22 protein-coding genes are annotated in these 21,448 nt (G+C 45.1%); 7 read left to right on the forward strand and 15 right to left on the reverse strand.

What is annotated here, in order from left to right:
- Positions 1 to 52: 52 nt before the first annotated feature.
- On the reverse strand, positions 53 to 1,582 hold the full coding sequence (locus tag MZ182_RS18965; RefSeq protein ID WP_248067916.1) for a Na+/H+ antiporter NhaC family protein: 1,530 nt from the start codon (positions 1,580 to 1,582) through the stop codon (positions 53 to 55).
- A gap of 179 nt (positions 1,583 to 1,761) precedes the next feature.
- Here MZ182_RS18965 and MZ182_RS18970 point away from each other — a divergent pair, with 179 nt between their 5' ends.
- Positions 1,762 to 1,983 carry a cell division protein ZapB gene (locus MZ182_RS18970; RefSeq protein ID WP_011791028.1) on the forward strand — a complete coding sequence of 74 codons (222 nt, stop codon included), beginning with the start codon at positions 1,762 to 1,764 and terminating at the stop codon, positions 1,981 to 1,983.
- Here MZ182_RS18970 and MZ182_RS18975 read toward each other — a convergent pair.
- The 7 genes from MZ182_RS18975 to MZ182_RS19005 form a co-directional block, all read right to left on the reverse strand.
- Complete coding sequence (locus MZ182_RS18975) at positions 1,980 to 2,192, reverse strand: DUF1107 domain-containing protein (RefSeq protein ID WP_011070699.1); 213 nt, start codon at positions 2,190 to 2,192, stop codon at positions 1,980 to 1,982. The genes MZ182_RS18970 and MZ182_RS18975 overlap by 4 nt on opposite strands.
- Before the next feature lie 469 nt (positions 2,193 to 2,661).
- Positions 2,662 to 3,270, reverse strand: coding sequence for a thiol:disulfide interchange protein DsbA/DsbL (locus tag MZ182_RS18980; protein WP_011791029.1), 609 nt, complete (start codon positions 3,268 to 3,270; stop codon positions 2,662 to 2,664).
- Positions 3,271 to 3,394: 124 nt separating this feature from the next.
- Entirely contained in the window at positions 3,395 to 4,432 is a 1,038-nt protein-coding gene (locus MZ182_RS18985) for a serine/threonine protein kinase (protein WP_014611493.1), read from the reverse strand.
- 10 nt (positions 4,433 to 4,442) lie between these two features.
- Entirely contained in the window at positions 4,443 to 4,766 is a 324-nt protein-coding gene (locus MZ182_RS18990; protein ID WP_014611494.1) for a DUF3630 family protein, read from the reverse strand.
- A gap of 13 nt (positions 4,767 to 4,779) precedes the next feature.
- The gene (locus MZ182_RS18995) at positions 4,780 to 6,234 is read right to left on the reverse strand and encodes a protein adenylyltransferase SelO (protein ID WP_011920168.1); all 1,455 of its coding nucleotides are present in this window, start codon (positions 6,232 to 6,234) and stop codon (positions 4,780 to 4,782) included.
- Between the two features lie 10 nt (positions 6,235 to 6,244).
- Positions 6,245 to 6,538 carry a hypothetical protein gene (locus MZ182_RS19000; protein WP_248067913.1) on the reverse strand — a complete coding sequence of 98 codons (294 nt, stop codon included), beginning with the start codon at positions 6,536 to 6,538 and terminating at the stop codon, positions 6,245 to 6,247.
- 126 nt (positions 6,539 to 6,664) lie between these two features.
- Entirely contained in the window at positions 6,665 to 7,546 is an 882-nt protein-coding gene (locus MZ182_RS19005; RefSeq protein WP_248067910.1) for a hypothetical protein, read from the reverse strand.
- Between the two features lie 271 nt (positions 7,547 to 7,817).
- Here MZ182_RS19005 and MZ182_RS19010 point away from each other — a divergent pair, with 271 nt between their 5' ends.
- The 4 genes from MZ182_RS19010 to MZ182_RS19025 all read left to right on the forward strand — a co-directional run bounded on the left by MZ182_RS19010 (position 7,818) and on the right by MZ182_RS19025 (position 10,436).
- Positions 7,818 to 8,177: a DsrE/DsrF/TusD sulfur relay family protein gene (locus tag MZ182_RS19010; RefSeq protein WP_011920170.1), complete on the forward strand. Its 360-nt coding sequence runs from the start codon at positions 7,818 to 7,820 to the stop codon at positions 8,175 to 8,177.
- Between the two features lie 138 nt (positions 8,178 to 8,315).
- Positions 8,316 to 8,717: a nitrous oxide-stimulated promoter family protein gene (locus tag MZ182_RS19015; protein WP_011791036.1), complete on the forward strand. Its 402-nt coding sequence runs from the start codon at positions 8,316 to 8,318 to the stop codon at positions 8,715 to 8,717.
- 54 nt (positions 8,718 to 8,771) lie between these two features.
- Complete coding sequence (locus MZ182_RS19020; RefSeq protein ID WP_248067907.1) at positions 8,772 to 9,707, forward strand: hypothetical protein; 936 nt, start codon at positions 8,772 to 8,774, stop codon at positions 9,705 to 9,707.
- 144 nt (positions 9,708 to 9,851) lie between these two features.
- Positions 9,852 to 10,436, forward strand: coding sequence for a YSC84-related protein (locus MZ182_RS19025; protein WP_011791038.1), 585 nt, complete (start codon positions 9,852 to 9,854; stop codon positions 10,434 to 10,436).
- A 106-nt stretch (positions 10,437 to 10,542) separates the two neighbouring features.
- Here the strand turns inward: MZ182_RS19025 and MZ182_RS19030 are convergent, their stop codons facing one another.
- The 6 genes from MZ182_RS19030 to MZ182_RS19055 form a co-directional block, all read right to left on the reverse strand.
- A complete protein-coding gene (locus MZ182_RS19030; protein WP_248067905.1) occupies positions 10,543 to 11,544 on the reverse strand; it encodes a siderophore ABC transporter substrate-binding protein in 1,002 nt (333 codons plus the stop codon).
- Complete coding sequence (locus MZ182_RS19035) at positions 11,541 to 12,323, reverse strand: ABC transporter ATP-binding protein (protein ID WP_113939275.1); 783 nt, start codon at positions 12,321 to 12,323, stop codon at positions 11,541 to 11,543. The genes MZ182_RS19030 and MZ182_RS19035 overlap by 4 nt, the downstream gene beginning before the upstream one ends.
- Positions 12,320 to 13,270 carry an iron chelate uptake ABC transporter family permease subunit gene (locus MZ182_RS19040; RefSeq protein WP_248067900.1) on the reverse strand — a complete coding sequence of 317 codons (951 nt, stop codon included), beginning with the start codon at positions 13,268 to 13,270 and terminating at the stop codon, positions 12,320 to 12,322. Before MZ182_RS19040 ends, MZ182_RS19035 begins: the two co-directional genes overlap by 4 nt.
- Positions 13,267 to 14,208, reverse strand: coding sequence for an ABC transporter permease (locus MZ182_RS19045; protein WP_011920175.1), 942 nt, complete (start codon positions 14,206 to 14,208; stop codon positions 13,267 to 13,269). The genes MZ182_RS19040 and MZ182_RS19045 overlap by 4 nt, the downstream gene beginning before the upstream one ends.
- 72 nt (positions 14,209 to 14,280) lie before the next feature.
- Positions 14,281 to 14,991: a TetR/AcrR family transcriptional regulator gene (locus MZ182_RS19050; RefSeq protein WP_248067897.1), complete on the reverse strand. Its 711-nt coding sequence runs from the start codon at positions 14,989 to 14,991 to the stop codon at positions 14,281 to 14,283.
- Between the two features lie 92 nt (positions 14,992 to 15,083).
- Positions 15,084 to 17,201: a TonB-dependent receptor gene (locus MZ182_RS19055; RefSeq protein WP_248067896.1), complete on the reverse strand. Its 2,118-nt coding sequence runs from the start codon at positions 17,199 to 17,201 to the stop codon at positions 15,084 to 15,086.
- A gap of 319 nt (positions 17,202 to 17,520) precedes the next feature.
- On the opposite strand from MZ182_RS19055, the gene MZ182_RS19060 reads away from it, so the two are divergent.
- Both MZ182_RS19060 and MZ182_RS19065 read left to right on the forward strand, forming a co-directional pair.
- Complete coding sequence (locus MZ182_RS19060) at positions 17,521 to 19,122, forward strand: ATP-binding cassette domain-containing protein (RefSeq protein ID WP_248067893.1); 1,602 nt, start codon at positions 17,521 to 17,523, stop codon at positions 19,120 to 19,122.
- Positions 19,119 to 20,678, forward strand: a complete 1,560-nt coding sequence (locus MZ182_RS19065) for an ABC transporter ATP-binding protein (RefSeq protein WP_248067888.1) — start codon at positions 19,119 to 19,121, stop codon at positions 20,676 to 20,678. The genes MZ182_RS19060 and MZ182_RS19065 overlap by 4 nt, the downstream gene beginning before the upstream one ends.
- Before the next feature lie 165 nt (positions 20,679 to 20,843).
- On the opposite strand, the gene MZ182_RS19070 is transcribed toward MZ182_RS19065, so the two are convergent.
- Positions 20,844 to 21,434: a hypothetical protein gene (locus tag MZ182_RS19070; protein ID WP_025008201.1), complete on the reverse strand. Its 591-nt coding sequence runs from the start codon at positions 21,432 to 21,434 to the stop codon at positions 20,844 to 20,846.
- Positions 21,435 to 21,448: the final 14 nt, after the last annotated feature.

Raw genomic sequence — 21,448 nt, forward strand, 5'->3', positions numbered from 1 at the left:
TTACATCAGATGGTTAAACGTTTATTGAATCAGGTATTTTAACAGCAAATACTTAAGAAGTTTGCGATACAACTTTAGGCCAAAACGGATAAAAGCGTGACATCAAAGCCAATAACCCAAGACCTGTGCTAATCACACTTAACCACACAAGTGGTGTCGCTACGGCAAAATTGATTAGCTGAAATCCAACCAAAGCTGAACATGCCGCGATTAACGCAAAGGGCAACTGACTTACGACATGATCATGGGGCGCACAACCCGAACTGGTCGCACTAAGTACGCTAGTATCTGAAATAGGAGAACAATGATCGCCAAATACGGATCCCGCCATCACAGCACTTAGGGTTGGTAATAATAAATTAGCCTCTAGGTTATGGGCTATTTCACCACCAATGGGGATCATAATGGCAAAAGTCCCCCAACTCGATCCCGTTGCAAATGCCATAACAGCGCAGAGCAAAAACATGCCTGCCACCAGCAGCTGTGGCGATAGATACAGCTTTGCCCACGAGGCTAACAATGTTGCCACACCCAAATCTTGGATCACAGCGCCAATCATCCATGTACAAAGCAAAATAGCGATTGCAAAGGCGATAATGCGGATACCATGGCTCAAATCTTTGGATAAGGCCCCTATACGTCGACCAGAGAGACGTAACATGACTAAAGTCACTAAGGTTGCCAATAAACAAGCATCGCGCATAGAGGCACCAATATCGGCCTTAGCTAACCAGAGTGATATATTCCAAGAAGAAACTTGCTGTGCCCCTGACCAAAGGGTTAATCCCACAGAAGCGGACAACAGCGTTAACATAGGGATCGCCAATAACCAAGGGCTACCATTTTGTTTGCTCTGCAGTTGTGAGGTGGCGATGTCCTGCTGCAACGGCTCCTCAACCAAGAATCGCTCCTTCACCATTAACGAATGAAAACCTACGCCATACCAAGCGACCAGCACAGATAGACCTAAAGTGACAATCGCATAAAAGTTAAATAAGGCTATCTCGATAAAGGCTTCCAGCGGCGATACAGGTAAAAAACTGAGCCCAGCGATAAGCGCCATTACGTAGGGCCCCCAACTGGAGAAAGGCAATAGCGCGCATAAAGGCGAAGCATTGGAATCCACTAGATAGGCGAGTTGCTCATGGCGAATACCATAACGCTGACTCAGCGGCTGACATACGTGACCAACGGCAAGACAACTGAAAATACCATCGATGAAAACAAACCAACCGAGAAAAACCACTCCAAGCCGAGCCTGTCGCTCAGAACGAATACGGCTATATAACCAATCGCCAAACTGGCCAACTGCGCCGCCACGGGCCAAGAGTTGCGTCATGCTACCTAGCAGTAACATGGCCAATAGCACATTAATGTGCCACCCTAGCCAAGCGCCTTGGTCATAAAACTGCTTAATGCCTGTCTCCAATAAATAATACGCAGCTTGTAACACATCGAAATGGGCAAACACCAAAGCACCTGAAACGATACCAACCCCGAGTGCAAGCAAAGTTCGACGTAATAATAAGGCTAAAGTAAGGGTCAATAACAGGGGAAGCACGGCAAGCAGATTCGGCAACATGAGCCATTCCGACAATAAATAAAACCAAGAATACTAACGAGTTAATAACAAATGCAAAAAAACTTAGTTTAGAACACTGTTATCGGGTATTTTTTCGCCAAACGGCAAGAATAACTATTCCTTATGTTCTTGGCACTGCTAGAATCACAGTCCCATCCAGAAACTATAGGACTCTCCAGATGAGCCTTGAATTACTGTCCAAACTGGAAACCAAAATCCAGGCTACACTCGAAACTATCGAGCTTCTTAAAATGGAGCTTGAAGAAGAGAAGCAAAAATCTTCAACTTTGAGTGAGCACAATCAACAACTGAACGAGCAAAACCAACAACTGCAGCAAGAACTCGCTTCTTGGAACGAAAAAGTCACTGGACTGGTTGGTCTGCTCAACAGCGAAATCTAAGCTGTTTTTGTTTGATGATTTTGAGCTTCAATCAATTCGTTGAGTTCTAAAATAGCCTGCTTTACCTTTGGCAGGCTTTTTCTTGGCAACAAAAACCGACCTTTCTCAAATTCTAATCGCCCTAAATCTTTAACCCAAATAACACCAGTAAGGAAAATACGCGCGTGCTTAACGATAAGCTTAGGTGCGTAAACAGGGAAAACTCTCATATAACCACCTACAAGCATTCTTGTTGTTATTGAATACAGTGGTTTGACACAGCTTTTACCGTTTGAGTTTCATTTTTCTGGTGTTTTTTTCATATTTTATAACGACAGAAAGCTAATCCACTGATTTAGTGTGAATATAGATATTAGCGTATCTAACAACATCAACATGATCGTCATAATAATGACGCTTGCCATTTTTCTGACACTCTGATAGATTGAACGCGTTACTCAGGGTAAAAATGGGTCATATGGCTCAAGTCCGTACTCTCCAATAGGAGGTACGGTTTTTTTTTGCCCATTTATAGGTAAATATAATAGTGGTTGAGATCCCCCCATTTCGCATTATTCTAACGGTGTCAAAATCATTATATCGGGCGATAAATATCAAAGGAGCCCTTAGGCTCCTCTGATATTTATGCTTTTGGCAAAAGCCCGCGATCATGTCACAGGTGTGCTAATGCAATTTGCCTTATTTTCTCGCAAGGAAATACGCAATCTCTAACAGTTCGTCGTATGACTTAATCGCTCCCGTTTCAACGCGATACTTTCCATTTACCACTATCGCAGGCACACCCGTTAGCTTAGCGTTTTCAGTATCACGCTTCATCTTTGACATTTGTGCGTTAACCATAAAAGATTCTGCTGCTGCATCGAAATTTTTACCATCAACACCATTAGCAACAAAAATCGCACGGATATCATTTCGGCTTGTAAAATGCTGTTTTTTATCATGAATAGCGGAGAACAATGCAGGTTCCACCTTATCAGCGACCTTTAATTGGTGCGCAACGGCAAAGGCACGTGACATTTCTACGCCCATTTCTTTACCAATAAAATCAACATGTGCTTGGTTAAAAGCGATGCCTTCAGGCTTTTCTGCCAAGATTTTAGGCACGACAGTTTTAGAAAACGTGTAACAATGCGGGCAATAGAATGAGAAAAATTCAGTGATCTCAGGCTTTGCCGTTGCAGGGCCGTCGTTGATGACAGTGTAATGTACACCCTCTTGGTATTGCGCAGCCAATGCTGCCATTGGAGCCAGTAATAGAGCCGCTGCCATGAGTAATGCTTTTTTCATTAAAATTCCTTAAATCAATTTTATAAATAGTTTTGTACCGAAGACTAACATATTCCCATTTTTGAGTGTAACTCAAGCCTAAGAGTTCAATCTAATGTCACAGAAGAAGTCAGCAATCAGCCTTTTAATAAGGTATTAAACTTAACGGTGGTTCATCCAAGGCAAATAATTGCTCTTTGAAGGCTAAAATCTGCTGCTCCCAATATTTTTCATCCCCAAACCACGGGAAGTTCATTGGAAAAGCAGGATCCTGCCAACGTCTGCCAATCCAAGCATTATAGTGCACCATACGTAGTGCACGCAGAGGTTCAATCAATACCAATTGTCTTGTATCAAACTCACAAAACTCTTCATAGGCTTCGAGTAAAATCTCAAGCTGCATCAATTGCTGTTGCCTGTCACCCGTTAACATCATCCACAGATCTTGAATTGCCGGCCCCATACGCGCATCGTCTAAATCCACAAAACCTGGGCCGTTAGGCGTCCATAGGATGTTGCCAGGGTGCAGATCGCCATGCAGGCGAATGGAGGTAAAAGCTTGTCGTTTCCAAATGGCATTTGCCTTCGCGAGCACTTGTTCCACGACAGTGAAGAATGGCAGCCGTAAACTCGTAGGGACCAGATCAGACTGCTTTAACCATGCCAGAGGTTCTTCACCTAGGATCTGGGGGTTCAATGGTTCTCGCTCAGAAAAGACTTCCTGCGCGGCATATTGATGGATGCGACCGATAAATCGGCCAACTAATTCCAGCTGTTCTAAATTATCGACTTCAAAAGCGCGGCCACCTAAAGAGGGAAACAAGGTAAAACGATAACCTCGATATTCATGCAATGTTTTTCCATTCAAAATCACTGGCACCGCCATAGGAATATCTTCAGCGGCGAGCGCTAGAGCATAGTCATGCTCTTCTTGAATTTGCGCATTACTCCAACGATCTGGGCGATAAAACTTCACAACAAAACGCGCCCCTTCGTCGCTGCGGAATTGATAAACACGATTCTCGTAACTATTAAGCGCAAGTAAGCCAGTTTCGGGATAAATGCCGAGACTCTCTATCGCATCTAAGATCAAGTCAGGTGTTAAAGCTTGAAAATGAAACTCAGCGCCGCTGCTTTGGTTTGCTGATGGCATATTGCTTTGATTAAGCTGTTCTGGGCTCATATGGATTCACTTATAGGTGAGATTTCAGCAAAGTCGCTAAATATTCTAACACGTCAAAATCAGCTTCCCGTTCAGCCGAAAGCCAGCAAATGTTGCCGTAAAACTCATAGTTTAGGCAGAGTTGAGTCCCCTCAAACTCCAATAACCATTGGTGCCTATCTGCACCCCATTGGCGTTCGCGTACCGTGCAATCTAATGCGGCCACCAGCGGCTCGGCAAAATCGGCGAAGCGGTCAAAATCGATATCAGCACTGATCGATAGACTTAATGCGTTTTTATCTAAGCTAATGGCATCTATGCTAATGGCTTTTATGTGAGAGCTCGGTAATTTCATGCTTTTTATCCAATCAACTACTACATGACATAATTAACCCTTGGCCCCAATCGGGTGGACGCTTAGCTAACTCATCATGTTCAACTTGTTCTGCAAATGGCTGACTCAACACTTGTTGCAAACGCTGCAGTGGCGCAAGGTTACCTTCTTCTACGGCAATTATCGCCTCTTGAGCTAAATAATTGCGCAAAATATATTTAGGATTGACACTATTACGCTCAGTTTGCCAAGCCGCAATATCCGTAACGTCCCCTAATCTAAGCTGATAAGCTTTATACCAAGTGTCAAACTGATGAGTATCGATAAAATCATCCCGCAGGGAGCTATGTTGACTCCTTGGATCTAACTGACCAAATTGACGCCATGTTTGAGCGTAATCCAGTTGGTTTTTTTCCATCAACACAGTGAATTGACCTATAAGTTCAAGATCTTGCTTATCCTGCTCGGCCGTTGATTTATCCAATGTTGTCAGCCCCAATTTGGCACGCATTAACAGCAAATAGGTCTGTACTAGCGCCTCTTGGTATTGATTAAGAATGGCAATTAAATCATCGGATGGGATTACAGGCGTGAGCGCCTGCGCTAAACGCTGCAAATTCCATAAACCGACCCCAGGTTGCTGACCAAAGGCATAACGACCTTCTGGATCGGAATGGTTACAAATAAAATCTTCTTGAAAAGTATCAAGAAAGGCAAAGGGGCCGAAATCAAAACTATCCCCTAAAATCGACATATTGTCGGTGTTCATCACTCCATGGGCAAAACCCACCGCCTGCCAATGGGCAATCATCTTAGCGGTATCTTGGACGACCTGTAAAAACCACGCTTTATAACCCGATGGATCGCAACTCAAATGAGGATAATGCTGAGTAATAGTGAAGTTGAGTAATTGGAGCAGCTTATCGGCACGGCCGCGTTCACTGTGGCAGAAAAATTCGAAATGGCCGAAACGAATATGGCTACGAGCTAAACGCACGGTAATCGCCGCAGTTTCTTGGCTCTCGCGCCAGACAGGCATATCCGAACCGATTACGGCTAAGGCGCGAGTCGTAGGTACATGTAAATGATATAAGGCTTCCGAGACTAAGAACTCCCTCACGGCTGAGCGCATCACGGCGCGGCCATCACCATGACGTGAGTATGGGGTTGGACCACCGCCCTTAAGTGCCACATCCCATGCACCATTCGGCCCTATCGCTTCACCTAAAATAATTGAGCGGCCATCGCCTAAACGCGGTGTATACCCGCCAAATTGGTGGCCGCTATACACTTGAGCATAATAAGTGGCGCCATCGATGGCGGCATTACCCGATAACCCCAACAGTAACTCGTCCGTAGGTTGAGTTAAGCCTATCAGTTGGGCAGCATCATGACTCCATGCTAACCACTGTGGATGACTGAGTCCCTGCGGATATACTTGAGAATAAAACTCAGGTAATTGAGTAAAAAAATCCTGCTTAAACTGCATACTTACCCGCCTAGTGACTCAAAGTCTTACAAACAAGCACAGAGTTAGCATCAATCTCACACAGATGCCCACATTGATACACTCCAGCAGTGCTAGACTGACTTAAACGCTGCATCCCAAGCGCCTTACGCTGACACTGCTCTAACGTATCGTAATAACCATTAATATCATCAACTTGCAAAGACTCTGCAGGCACTATATCGGTATTAGGATAATAGAAAAGAGTCCATTCAGGCGCTTTAGTACATCCACTCAGTAGCCATAATCCCAACAGGACACTGGGCAAGGTATAACGTAACTTCATCTTCTCTACCCCATAAAAAAAGCGAACCTTAGTTCGCTTTTGCGCATTCAGTTAAGCTGGATTCTACACTGCCTAAGCGAGGGAAATAACCGCTTTTCACCTAAGGGATTAATCCACTCATTTGCGTTAAACCTTTGCTACTTTTGCCTGAGCCTTTTCGATACGACTAATTCGCCCCTCAAAGCCCGTCACAGTGCCATCACTTAAGCCTAGCAGTAATGCCTCTTGGCACAGTGCAATAGCGGCATCAAATGCCTGAGTATCACTGAGTAATGTAGCGAGTTGTAAAAAACCGGAGGTTTTTAGCTCAGACACTTTGTCTTTCTCTGCAGAAACGGCGTGGAAAAGTGCAAGATAAGGCTGTGTTAGCTGAGCGCCATAGTTAAGATAATCCGCAGATTTACGCTGCTTGTAACACTCACCAATCATATTTTGTAGCGCGGTGTATCGTTCAAGGGCAGAGCCCGCCCGTTGATATTCTTCAAAGGCGCGTTGTAATGTGATATTTGCCCACGTATCTGGCGCGGCAAAACTGATCTCTGACGTCGAGGAAGCTGAACCCATATTTAATGTGGATTGCGCTGCCAGCTCTGATATTGGCTCGAATTTAGGTGTGGTTTCAACTGGATCACCCATTTCATTTGGTGGCGAGCCTAAAATAATAACCGCTTCTTCGTTATGGGCAGCGGGCGCATCTGCCTCGTTAACATCAGGAGCAATATGAAGAGTGTGTGCTTGAGACGCCGTCTGAGCTTGAGGTTCGCGGGGCATTAGCTCTGCTTCAACTTCTTTTGCGGTAACAACTTCAGATTCTGGCAAAACGACGGCCTTTACCTCATTAACGGCGGTGGTTGTTTCAACCTGCTCAGGATGCTCAGTATAAACCGTAGAGTTTTCAGTCGTCTTTTTAGGTGTTATTGCTTCTTGCTCCTCTTTCGCCAAGCGCTGCGCGCGACGAAATAGGAATACACCGATTGCAATCAGTATTATTACGACAATGATCTTCATTCTTGTTCACCTTTGATGGCCGCTTCTCGTCAGAAGCTGTGTCAATTGGCTTACCAAGCCATATCCCTTGAGGTGGCTGGCAACGGGGTTTATCTAAAAATTGAGCAGAGATTAACCGCTATTAAAGTCCATACTATCAGTGTAAATCAAGTAATTATGCCTTTTTATACGATCTTACACTCAAATCGTTATAATAAATTGCATTAAACTTAAGCTTTATCTCCCCACTTAGCGATAAGCCAACATTTTGCAACACTAAAAAAGGAATGCTATGCAACAAATACTGATCGTCGCCCATGCAAGCCCATACGGCACAGAAAAATTATTTAATACCTTACGGATTGCCATGGCATTGCAAGATCAAGAGGAACAAAAGATAGGTCTAAAGATCTTTTTAATGTCAGATGCCATTTTTGGTGCCCTCAAAAACCAAACAACACCGGATTTAAGCTACAACTTACAACAAATGTTTGAAATCCTCAGCGCACAACAGGTCCCTATTTTACTCTGTAAAACCTGCGCACAGGCACGTGGTGTGAATGCAGAGATGATTATTGAAGGCGCTGACATTGGCACACTACAGGATTTAACTCGTTGGACCTTAGCCGCAGATAAAGTCATCCATATTTAAGATGCACCTTAAGATTATTTTCTTTATCAATTTAAAGCCTTATTTTGTGCGCACCTTCATAAATTGGCGCATCTCTTTTGTCAGCGCCAATCTCACTGCTTATGATAGGATATCCGAGTAACTGACTAAGGTATTCAAATGGACGCAGCGGAACTACTCACAGGCAAGCTTCTATACGAACACCAAACCATAGCTGCCATGGCGAAAATTTATTGCAAGGCACACCACCAAGGACAAGATGAAAATGGTCTGTGTTCTGATTGTCTTGAATTATTAGATTATGCCGCAACTCGTTTAGATCGCTGTCCTTACGGCCAAAACAAGCCGACCTGCAATAAATGCCCCGTGCATTGTTACAAGCCCGTCCAGAAACAAATCGTGAAAGAAATTATGATTTACTCAGGACCTCGTATGCTGTTACCTCATCCGATACGCGCTATTAAACACCTACTCGCCGAACGGGTTCCAGTTCCGGATACAGTGCCAGAGGCCGCATCCAATCGACATCAACGCATAGCCAATTCAAAGAAAAACCCCTAGTAACACTTTTGCGACACCCATTTCCCTGTTATAACAAGGCTCGAGGTGTCGCACATGAACGAATTTAATACTTTTTTCGCTCAAGCTTATTGGTGGCTATCATTACTTGGAGGCTTGCATTGCCTCGCACTCGCTATTTATATTCGCTATTTTTACCACGCAGACGGCAATCAAAAACTTCTGGCAAGCTTTCTCAGTCTTATTGCACTTTACTTTCTCACAGGCATGCTTAATCGCGATAATACGCCGATCCCTATTCATATTTTATTTAATCTTATCAATCCAATATATTTCCTACTTATGCCTTTGCTCTATCTTTATTGCAAACGCAGTTTAGAGCAACGCTTTGAACCTATTGGCTTTTCAAAACATTACTGGCCATCCATTTTTACTCTTTTTATCGCAGTAATCGATATCTTCCTCAGGATAGATTTAGAAAAAAATCCGATTTGGTTTCAAGCTGAAATTATCCTGCATCAAATCAATATTGATATCAGCCACTGGGGGATCCTGTTACCTCTGTTACTTTCGATACAAACCTGCGGATATTTTATTGCTCTGTGGATTTTATTTAGACGCTACAAAGTACCCAAACAAGAGTCCCCCAACGCACCACAGGCAAGCCTACGTTTAATCCGTTTTCGTTGGCTTTTTAGCCTAACCTTAGCCATGTTACTTAACTGGCTTATCCGCGCATTTGTCGTCGTTATCCCCTTTTATCTTGGTGACTCACTCTCCATATTCTCCCACGCTTTACCCCGCCTAACCTTATTACTGAGCATCTATTTACTCGCAGCCTATGGCCTAAAACAAATTACCCGTATCGCCTATTTAAAAGGGCATCTTGCTGCGCCTACAACACCGACAACCACAGCCCAAACAGAAGAACTACTTACTCCAGAGGAGTTTGACTTTCTGCAACACCTTCAACAAGAATCGAATGAAGTCAGTGACAAATCCGCAGAATCTAAACACAACGCTCAGAACTAAAAGCATGATTCAATATCCAATACTGCATCAACCTCGCCGTTTCTCTAGCAAACTGAACCTCGGCTGACATGAACACAGTAATTAGCTGTCATTATTCACTATTAAGGGTACTCTGATGGAACTGAGTACTTGAGGAGAATCCATATGAAATCTTTTTTAACTGCAATTGCTGTATCAACATGTCTTATTGTGAGCCTCTTTACCGCCCCCGCTACACGAGCAGATGACAGCTATAACAAAGCCTTAGCGAATTTCCATCAAGCAAAAGAAACCCGTAAATTTTTCGATACTGCCTATGGTTATGCCCTATTCCCAACAATCGGGAAAGGCGGTATTGGTATAGGTGCAGCCTACGGAAAAGGACGAGTCTATCAAGCTGGTGTCTATACTGGTGATTCTAGTATGACTCAGCTATCCATAGGCTTTCAGTTAGGAGGACAAGCCTACAGCGAAATCATCTTCTTTAAAGATGCAAAATCCTACGATGCCTTTACAAGCGGTAGTTTCGAGTTCGACGCTCAAGCCTCTGCTGTCGCGATAAATATGGGGGCAAATGCACAAGCGGGGACTAAGGGTAATTCTGCAGCTGCAGGCCAATCCGGTGGAAACCAATCCGCGACTGGGGCCTATATCAATGGTATGGCAGTATTTACCGCAGCAAAAGGTGGCTTAATGTTTGAAGCGGCGTTAGCGGGACAATCTTTCACTTTTGAGCCTAGAGCTAACTAAAACGACCTTAGCATCTAAGCTAAATCTTTTCCCTCCAATGTAAACGGCGAGTGATATCACTCGCCGTTATTTTATCTTCAAGATAAACCGTGCTATGGGTCGTCAGCTACTTTACGTAACCCTTTAACACATCATCAATCATGATATTAAGGGATGTTATGCCCGCACCTGTTATATACCAAGCCTCTGGATCCACAAAAATAATGTTCCCCGTCTTCCAAGCGTTAGTTTCACGCAAGAGAGGGTTATCGATAGATTGTTTATCCAATACAGGGCTTCGCTCCATCACTGCGGTTCTGTCAACCACGTAAATGATGTCGGGATTGTTTTCAAGAATAAACTCGCTTGATACAGGTTGACCGTGCAATCCCATCTGCTCTGAAAGGCTAGCGGGTTTAACCCCTAGCGCACTGTAAATAAACCCATACCGAGAACGAATACCTAAAAATCGAAAAGCACCATTATTATGTAGCACCACTAAGGCTTTTTCAGGCCTGTCCTTAATCACCATTCTGGCGGCTTGGATCTTAGTTTCCAGTTCATCCACTTTATGTTTTGCCAAGGTTTGCTTATCGAATAATTTACCCAGCATCAATAAGTGTTTTGTGACTATACCAAAGTAATCGCTGTTGCTGTCTTGGTAATCAATATCCAAATGAATGGTTGGTGCCAAATTGGAAAGCGCTTGATAATGACTAGCTTGAACGGATGACATCAGCACCAAATCGGGTTTAAGTGCATAAATACGTTCCATATTGGGTTGAACGATAGCGCCTAAATCAACGATATCACTATTGTTGCTGTAGTCTTTCAGGTAGTAAGGAACAAAATCCTTTGGCATACCGACAATGGGAATACCCAACTGTTCGAGATAATCGACTTCATTCATATCTAAGGCGGCAACGCGTACTGGCCGTTTTGTGATAACAGTAGTGCCCAACTTATGCTCTACCTCTATCGGGGCAAAATCCAACTCAGCCGTTGAAGCACTCGTATCCGATGATGCAAGCTGTACTGATTCGGTTTTATTGTCGCAGGCCAGCAAAAAAGCCGAGCTAAATAACAGAATCGCTATCACTTTAGTCCCACTTCTACATTTCGACGTCACTTGTATTCTCCTTGTAAGTTGAAGTTGAAATAGTTACATACCGTTCCTTGACTCGTTTTCAGCACCTCAAGATCCAGTTCGTACAGGGCTTTCAGCCTTTGCGCTGTAACGACCTCTTCAACGGGTCCAGCGCAGTGCACAACGCCTTGCTTCATGCCGACAATATAGTCGGAGTAGTTCGCTGCAAAATTGATATCGTGAACCACTAACACTACCGTTCGTTTGTAATCGTCACACAGATGGCGAAGTGCCCGCATTATGCTAACGGCATGTTTCATATCCAGATTGTTGAGCGGTTCATCTAACAATAAATAATCCGTTTGCTGCGCAATCGCCATTGCCAGAAAAGCCATTTGGCGTTGTCCGCCGCTAAGTTCATCAATAAATACATTGGCTAATGACTGTAAAGCTAAAAACGACAGCGCTTCATCAATGGCGCGATGATCTTCCTTTGTGAGTGCCCCTTGGCTATAGGGAAAACGACCAAATGCTACTAACTCCCTGACCGTCAGGCGTAAATTGAGGCTGTTAAACTGACGCATGGTTGCCACTTGCTTGGCATAATCCTTCAAGGGAATATTGTGGATAGCAGTACCTTTGAGTAATACCTCGCCCTGCTGGATATTCAGTAACCGACCAATCGACATCAGTAAGGTACTTTTGCCGGCACCGTTGGGGCCGATGAGAGAAGTCATCTGATGTTCGGGAAATTGTGCAGTGACATTTTTTAGCACAGGTTTCGCGCCATAAGACTGATATAAGTTATTGACGGTTATCACACTGCGCTCCGAGGTTTAAGAATTAAGACAAAGAAATAGGCGCCACAAAATAGATTAATTAACAGCCCAACACTGGTTTGATAATTAAACAGATGCTCAACGAGCATTTGCGCGATCAGAAAAACCGAGATAGCAACGGCGCATCCTGTTATCAAAGTAAATGAGTGCGACGGATGCCTTGCCAGTGCATAGGCCATGTTCGCGACAAATATCCCCATAAAAGCAGTCGGCCCCACTAAACTGGTTGATATTGCGACCAATACCGCGATAAGACCCAATAGCAGGCGCACCACTTTTTGATAATCAATACCAAGAGAGATAGCTTGCTCCCGCCCCATCAGTAATACATCAAGTACAGCACGCACTCTCCAAGCGGCAATACACACGGCACTGACAAGTACTAGAGAGATAAGTAATTGCTCTGGTTGAGCGCGGTTGAACGACGCTAAGCTGTAGCTCTGGAAAATAGAAAACTCACCGGGACTGATAGAATATTGGATTAACTGAGTAAAACTGCCTAACACCACAGTGAGCACTAAGCCCACAAGCAGTAGGAAGAACACATCATGTCGATCTCCACTAAATAGCCAACGATGAATCGCCATTGAGTAAAGCAACATCACCACGACTGAGACAAAGAAATTGCTGTTAGCGGTGATCAGAATACTGCTTCCCGTCCCTAAGATAAGGATCAACAGTGCCTGCAAAATCAAATAAACCCCTTCATACCCCATGATAGATGGCGTTAAAATGCGATTTCCGGCTAAGGTCTGAAACAGTATCGAAGAAAACGCAATACAGACACCACCAAGGCAAATTGTACCCAAACGCGCCAATCGATTCGGTATGACATAGTCAAAATCAAAGCCTGAGCCCATCAATAAAAATGTGACTGCCAACATAATAGGCAGCCCCCAGCTCAAAAAACGCCATGCACTGTCTTTCATTTGATTTTCCAAACGATAACTAAAAATATGAGTCCACCTAAACAGCTTGCCGTTAGACCTATCGGAATTTCAAAGGGATACAAAACAAGCCGACCAAGCAAGTCACAGATAATCAGTAGTGTTGCGCCAGCAAAGGCGATAATAGGCAAGGTACGTTTTAAATTATCGCCGTAACGCATAGCGACAAGATTAGGAATAATCAAACCAATAAATGGAATGCTCCCGACTGTGATAACTGTGGTCGCTATGGTTAGGGAAACCAGTACTAACCCTAAGATAACTAGGTTGAAATAACTCAGGCCTAGTGTGGTAGCTAAGCCTTCGCCCATTCCTACAATGGTAAAGCGCTGTGCATAAAGGTAGGTCAGTATGACTACGGGAAGGATCAGATAGATGATTTCGTAGTTACCCTGCACGATTTTTGAAAAATCACCCAACATCCATCCCTGCATACTTTGCATCATATTGTTTTGATAAGCATAAAGTTCCGCTATCGCACTGAGTACACTGCCAAACATAATCCCAATAATTGGAATGAGCACCGGACTCTTATACCGAATACCACGAATAATCAGAATAAAGGCTAAGCTCGCAAGCAAGCAAAAAACCAAAGCCCCCAACATCCTGGCGGTGACCCCCATACTCGGGGCATGAATGATTGAAATTAATATGCCTAGTTTGGCGGCATCAAGCCCGCCACAAGTAGCAGGTTCAACAAACTTGTTTTGCACAATCTGCTGCAATATTACGCCACAGACTGCAAGCCCTACGCCTGAGCAAATCAAGGCAAAGAGCCGCGGCAAGCGACTCGCAGATAACACCAACCAGACATCATCCGATAACGTCAGCATCTGCGCCACAGAGGCATACTTTGCGCCTAGCAGCAATGAGGCAAAACAAAGCACAAAAAAGCACGTCAGTGCATAAACCACCTTCACAAGCTGATACTTCCTATACGCAATAAATCTTGTACTAATCTGCAGCCGCTATGAGGTTTTCATATCGACGCGCTATGTTTGAGCCTTATCGGATCCCCCTGCCTTTTGGGCATGGGTAACGGCAATACCCGCTAACACTAAGTCACGTTTTCGCTCCCACCATTTGCGGGCGCCCACCTTCATGATGTCTACCATCGCATTTATCTGCTCAGCTTTATCAGGGAGTTTGGTGGCTTCATCTTCCCAAATTGCGATAATTCGCTCTTTACGTGTCCGGCCATCGGCTTCTGGTTTAGTGGTTGACCACCATCCCAAAAAGCACTCCCCCACCATGTCAACTAAGATATCAACGGCAAGCACGGCCTCATCGAGGGAGAAGCCTTTGTGTTGCAGCTTTTCGACCGATTCAGCAAAAGAACGTATACCCGATGACGGGGTAACACTGGCCTGATGAATAGATTCAGCGAGGCCAGGATGACGCTCATACAGTGCCCAAATGGCATCGGTCAATATGATCAATTCGCTCCGCCAATCGGTGGCCGCTGGCGCTCGCCAGTCCAGCTCATTGATAGCAAGCTCAGCAGCAATGGAGATAACGTCATTTCGACCTGCTACGTGATGGTAGAGGGAAGAATGATCGACCTTTAAATGCGCCGCTATAGCTGGGATGGTCGCTTGATCAACTCCAATCTCCAACGCAGCTCTGGCGATAGCCTCACGGGAAATACGGCTTGGTCTGCCACGCTGGCGTTTTTGAGTAGGTTGCTCCGGTACTTGTGTCATATCGATAAGGTTTCCAAGGCAAAAAAGCCATTCTAACCGCTCTTGCTACCCGCTGCATGGCAATAGCCAATACCGCGGGTAGAAGCTAGCTGCTAAAACTTCGCCCTAACGCCTACACCTATTTCTCGAGGTTCAAGTAAATATGCATCCACGCCTCCGGTACTTCTGTCAGCCATTTTTGCCACGGGCGCACGTTCATCCAGTAAATTGCGCGCATAAACAAAGGCTTCAAAATATTGGTTGATTTGATAGGAAGAATTCAGGTTTACCGTTGTGTAAGACCCCACTCTTAACTCAGGCTCATTGGTATCCGTTGAAAAGTATCCATCCGTATGACGCACATCACCGCTCACTTTAAAGGCGTCTGTAATCGCATAGTCAAACCCAAGATTGAACATATATCCTGGCGCTTTACTAAACTCGTTGCCGACAAACTCCTCACCACGGTAGTCATTAAATTCACTTATCTCAGTTTCAAGTAAACCCAGCCCACCATATAGGCTAAAACTATCGGCCACTTTAAAGTTCCAATCTAATTCAATCCCATAGCTTTGCGCTTCATCGGCATTAATAATGACAGAACCAAAGGGACGTCCATCTAGGTAGTCAGTAACTGAACGTTGTGAATCCTTAAAGCGGGTGTAGAAGAGATTACTATTTATGATTAAGCGTTGTTCAAGCAGATCGATACGGGTAAAAAGTTCATAGTTCCATGCCGATTCGGCATCGAATGTATAATATTCGCCACCGCGGAAGTTAATGCCTGTGCCCCCAGGAATGTTACCTTCACTGATCATAGCGCCGACCAAGACGTTATCTGTCAGATCATAGGACAGGGCAACCTTAGGTAATAACGCCGTAAACGTCTCTTCATATTGATGACGAACATTTGGGATGTAGCTGGCAATACCATCGTGGCTAATTTCATCAGACTGATAACGGAGTGCGCTGGTGAATGCCCACTTAGGTGAGAAGCGCCATATGACTTCACCGTAGGGGGCAAAACTGGTATGTCTCAGGTCGGCGTCGGCATTACCAAATACGTTGTTCAGCTTGTTGTTGGTTTTATCATCCCAGTAGAAGACACCGGCAACCCCACTAAACTCTGAACTTTTGTCACCAAAGTTCAGCCTTATATCATTCGAAAAGTTTTCATTATCTCGTTTTGCAATCCCTTGATAAGGTGCTGCAAATCGATAATCAAACTGGCCTTCTGAATACTGCAGTTGGTTATGCAGCTTCATCCCATTGTCAAACACATATTCAAGATCAAAAATTCCAACATGATTGCTGACTTCTTGATTATCCTGAAAAATTGAACGATTTTCTAAGTCATCATAGGGTTCTGATACCACCTCGTTTCTGGGACGTTTAGCCTCAGTGGAGGAATAAGTCAGCATGGCGGAAAAGTTGCTGTATTTTTCGGGTTCCCATAGCAACTTCGCCCGTAGATTTTGGTTTTTAAACTCAAAATCTAAATCATGGGCAGTAAAATCGGGGTTAACGTAATCAACAAAGGTATCTCTAGCGCTGTAATCTGCGCTAATTCTTGCGGCAAAGTCATTACTGAGCGCACCAGATGCCATAACCGAAAAACGCTGCTTATTCCGACTACCATAAAGTGCTTGCGCTGCAAACTCTGGCGTATAAGTGGGGTTATGGGTATGGATCACGACGGCGCCAGCAATACTGTTGGCTCCTTGACTGGTCGTTTGCGGACCACGGTAAACTTCAATAGACGACACATCCCACACGCCTGCGGCGCCTAAATCCAGTTCTGCGGGGCTCAGATATTTACCATCAACACTGATAGTTGCCCCGGGTACAGGCTTAGATAAATAGGCATTACCCGCTGCAACAGGCCCTTTGGTATCCGTACCGCGGATAATGGGCGCATCGGTATTTCCGGCATAAATTAAGTTTGGCGTACCGCCGAGAATTTCAGAAATCGTTGATTGGTCCGCATTTTTCCTCAACTGTTCTTCAGTGATCACTGTCACTGAGCTCGCCGTTTCCTTCAGCGTGCGCTCGATTTTCTGACCGTAAACTGTGATGACTTCAATATTTCCCGCTGCATCTTGTTGCTTGGATTGCTTATCCGGAGCAGTTCCACTATCAGCAATAGTTGAGCCTGAAATAGCGCTAAGCCCCAGCGCAAGAGAACCGATAACCCACTTTGATTGTGGGTAAAACTTACCAAATCGGGGCATGTGTAATAACTCCTTATACGAAAGATTTGTTGCCAATGAGAATGGTTATCAATTATATTATCGCCGTTCAAAACATTTATCAACACTATGTTGATAAATAAAAATGACCGCTTAATATGGTCGCCATCTCATGGCGGTTCAACTTTTATGAAACAAGGAATTTGGCTCGTGGATGTTCATTTGCCCATAAACTCTGGCACTCAGACTATTTTTTACTCTGCAATATCAAGACTTCATCGCTTCATTGGCCTTGTGTTAATCACACTTTCCAGACCGAAGCCCAGCCTGTTCCACTTCGATTTTTTAGGTGAACATTAAAATGCAGCGACTTTTCAGTCCCACTTCAACATTAGCCTTCGCCCTACGTCCGGCGATTCCCGCACTCACTTTCGGAATGCTGCTAGCGGCAGGTGCTGGCGTGACGACACTAGGTGCACTCTGGTGCATGATTCAACTTATTGCTGGTCATCACTCACTATGGTTAGCGGGTGCGCTCATATTTTGGATATTGTCGGCACTGCTTTCTGGTAGCGCCTCTTGGATTAATCACAATGCTGAGGCGCAATTTTCTGGAAGATTAAGGCGTCATGTTGCAGCGCATCTTGTCAGGCTGCCACCAAGTACTTTGGCAAAATATAAGGGCGAAAAGTTAAAGCGATTAATGGTCGATGACATAGCGTCATTGCATCATATGATCGCGCATTTACCCTCTGAGTTAGCGACCTTTATCATTGTCCCTGCCATCACTATCGGTTTGCTGATCTTAAGCGCGGGCTTAGTGGCATTACTTGCCCTTATCCCAGGTCTAGTCGCAGCACTTTTCTATTTGGTGGTGATCCCAAGGCTTGCTGCAAAACAGGGGGAAGCACGAGTCAATGTGATGGGAAATATCACTGCTGCAGTGGATGATTACTCGCGTGGTGCGCCTGTATTTCGCATTTATGGCGTACAAACGGGTGCTATGGCCGACTACCAAAAGGCAACGACACATTTTATTGGGGATATTCTTGAGCGGGTAAGCAAGGTATCAACTTCAGTCGCCGTGGCCACATCACTACTGCAGGCTGTCTGTACTTTTGCCATTGTCTATGCCATCGTGTATGAATGGCCCCCAGAAAACCTGGCTGCCGCCTTGTTCTTCAGTCTGGCCATAGTCACGCCAGCCCTAAAGCTCGGGCATGGACTTGATTATCTTGCCACGGGCCGCGCTGCCGCTCAGCGGCTAACGGATTTTCTTGAGCAGTCGAGAGTTCCTGTTGGTAACGGCAATATTGAGCTTAATGCAAATATGCAGCTCACCCTCACGAATGTTGTGCCTTCACTGTCTACAAGCAATCAATCTGTGCCCATTAACTATCAATTTAGATCTGGCAGAGTGACGGCAGTTACAGGGATCAGTGGTGTTGGCAAATCCACATTACTGCGCTTATTAGCTGGCATGGAGCCGCTAAATGCCGGAGATATTCGACTCGCAGGTATTGCACTCAAAGAGATGGATGAAGCCTCGATTAATCGCGCGATCATGCTATTACCGCAAAGTGCGGGACTACTAGCAACCTCCATCGCGGACAATCTCGCACTCACCGCACCTGATGCCACGGATGAGGATTACTTAGCAGCATTACACTGTGCGCAATTGGATAAACCCTTAACTACTCATGCAAGCACACTGTCTGGAGGTGAAATACAACGCGTTAATCTTGCCCGTGTGTTTCTTTCACCCGCTAGGGTGATATTGCTTGATGAACCCACATCGGCCCTAGACAGCGAAACGGCGTTTAACGTGTTCACAGCAATACGCCATCACGCAAAAACAAACCACAAAACCATTGTGATGGTCACCCATGACTTAACGCTTGCCGAGCTGGCGGATGACAAGCTCGCACTCAAGCATCATCACAGGGAAGGAGAAGGCCAATGATAAATCGTCCCCAAGATTACGCAGCCATAAAGCACTTAATTCCTGTTGCCTGCGGTTGGGCTGTGGCGGCCATATTGGAAGCCGCATGCTACATTCAACTGGCTTTAGCCATTACTCAGCAGCAATCACCGCAAAAAGTGCTATCGATTGCCGCAATAACCATACTCACTACAATACTGGCTTCGCGTTCAGGTTTTTGGGCTGGCGCAAGTCTGGCCAATGCGCTCTACAGTGCATTAGGCACGACCATGCAACAAGCTAAACTCTCTTGGTTTACACCGAGTGTCAGGACACTACTCATAGAAACTGTCTCTCGGAGCATTCCTGGCTTTATGAGTATTCCGGCACATCAATTTCAGGTATTTATTCATGCACCGCTTATTCCACTCTGCATTACCTTTGGCATAGGATTGATCGGTGGCATGCCACTGGTACTGATGTTGGCTAGCTTGTTGCTCGTGTCATTTGTGATTCAGAGTATGGCGCAACGAGCCCTTGCCCGCGCAGATATGGACCGAAACAACACTGAATTGGCAGCGGATCAGTCAACCCTTGAACTGATCGACCACCTAGAGTTACTGCGCACAGCAGCAGGTTATCGCGGCGCAACAACACGGTTGGAGCAAAACTGGTTGGCACAAGAAATCGCATTGGAACGAACTAATCGCGCCGCTGCTATAGCAACATTACTGTCGGCTATCGCCAGCTTTTTACCTATTGCAAGCATGGCACTCTATCTGGTGCTATCCGGTATAAACAATACGACAATGCTGCTCGCTGTCTTGATGTTGACCATGCGCGCGGCGGCGCCACTTGAGACTCTCGCCGTGGCGGGAATAGGCATTAATGATCAGCTAGCGGCTATTAAACACTATCGACAAGCGACTCATGCGCCAACGCTCAAAGAGCCAAGCCAAGCACAACAAAAGACACCGAACAGTCATACAATCGAACTGAATAACGTAACATTTCCTCCTGCGGTGCAAAATATCAATGCCACTATCGAGCCAGGTGAACGCGTGCTGATTGGCGGCCCGAGCGGTTCAGGTAAAACCAGCTTACTTAAGTTATTGATGCGCTTTGATGATCCCACCCTAGGCCTGATCACTTTGGGCAAGGTGCCACTCACGTCAATCCCCACTGCTGAACTTGCCCGCTTTTTCGCCTATGTGCCGCAGGATCCACTCATCTTTACAGGCACCATTGCCAGTAATATTCGCATTGGTAACCCTGATGCCGACGATCAAGCCGTAGATAAAGCAGCACGCCAAGTGGCGCTAGATGAAGTATTAGACAGATCAGAACTGGGCATTTACCAAGAAGTCGGCTTACAAGGTGCAGGGTTATCGGGAGGGGAACGCCAAAGGCTTGCCTTAGCACGTGCGCTTATCAAAAATGCGCCAATTCTGATAATGGATGAGGCCACCTCGGCATTAGATGAAGAGACAGAAAAGCGCGTTGCTGAGATGATTTGCGAACAAAAATGCACGCTAATTTTGGTCTCCCACCACAATCAAACTATCTGGCAACCCACTAAGATAATAGACATGAGGTAATCAATAAAACCCCGGTATCTCTCTAAAACTGGGTTTTTATTTAGTTTAGGAATAGCGCAATAACACATGCTGTTCACTTGTGGTAAGTGTTAATATTTTAGTCACCTGATTTAATAGGAAATGGTATTTATCATTTAATAAATACCATTTCACTATCACTGACAATTACTTATGTCCCCACGGAGCGGGTGGCAAAGGCTGTGGCTGAGTTAGATCAAAATCCACTTTAAAATCGCGGTTTTCACGGGTGAGTTGATAGCTAAACATCGTTGGCGTTATCGCCATATGCCACACATTCGTCACAGACTGAGTCAGACCATTTTTCATAAAGTTATCAATCGATTCTTTATCAATCGGAAATGACTGTTTTTGATTTGTCCCTTCATCTACAGTATCACCGCCATACATGGTCACAGCATCTTCGCTGCCATCTTGATGTCGATGATCGTGTTTTAGCCTAAGCCCTTGGGATGTCTTTGTCAGCACCCAAGTACGTGAGTGGTCATCACCCACATGAAAAGGAATTTTTAGCTCAATATCAGTGCATTCACGCACATGCATCACTAACGGCTTACCACTAAATGCCGAATCGGCGCTATCACCTGATACCACTTTGCCCGCAAAGGCTTGCCCACAGTGGCTCGCTATTTGCGCAAAAAACGCATCCTGTGGCTTAACAGTGTTAGCGAGTGAGGGCATGACCAGTAATGATAGCGTTGTGAGCCCAAGGCTCTGAAGGATAATGCTGTTTTTCATATTGTTCTCCATTT

This window comes from Shewanella sp. JNE2, assembly GCF_023159115.1.
Classification (GTDB): domain Bacteria; phylum Pseudomonadota; class Gammaproteobacteria; order Enterobacterales; family Shewanellaceae; genus Shewanella; species Shewanella putrefaciens.